The organism is Duganella alba, assembly GCF_009674495.1.
Classification (GTDB): domain Bacteria; phylum Pseudomonadota; class Gammaproteobacteria; order Burkholderiales; family Burkholderiaceae_D; genus Rugamonas; species Rugamonas alba.
Map to the genome: position 1 here is coordinate 1 of NZ_WKJN01000098.1, position 397 is coordinate 397.

2 rRNA genes are annotated in these 397 nt (G+C 45.3%); both read left to right on the forward strand.

What is annotated here, in order from left to right:
* Positions 1 to 119: ribosomal RNA gene (locus tag GJ695_RS29415) — 23S ribosomal RNA — on the forward strand; the annotation flags it as partial.
* Positions 120 to 282: 163 nt separating this feature from the next.
* Positions 283 to 395, forward strand: a 5S ribosomal RNA gene (rrf, locus tag GJ695_RS29420).
* The last annotated feature ends 2 nt before the right edge of the window (positions 396 to 397 follow it).

The following is a 397-nucleotide window of genomic DNA, read 5'->3' on the forward strand; positions in this document are numbered from 1 at the left end:
TTCCCAGAGCCTTGAGCTCTTTGAAGGGTCGTTCGAGACCAGGACGTTGATAGGTCAGGTGTGGAAGTGCAGTAATGCATTAAGCTAACTGATACTAATTGCCCGTACGGCTTGTCCCTATAACCTTAGCAGGTTATAGCTGAATAAGATGTACGTTGAACGTTCGTGAGATTCACTTCATTACCAAAAATAATTACTGTATAAACGATATAAATCGTTTATAATACTTCCTCCAGATTCTTGGCGGCGCGGAAAAAGACGCGACGCCTGTACAAGTCAAAGCTTGATGACCATAGTAAGTCGGTCCCACCCCTTCCCATCCCGAACAGGACCGTGAAACGACTCTACGCCGATGATAGTGCTGCAACCAGTGTGAAAGTAGGTTATCGTCAAGCTA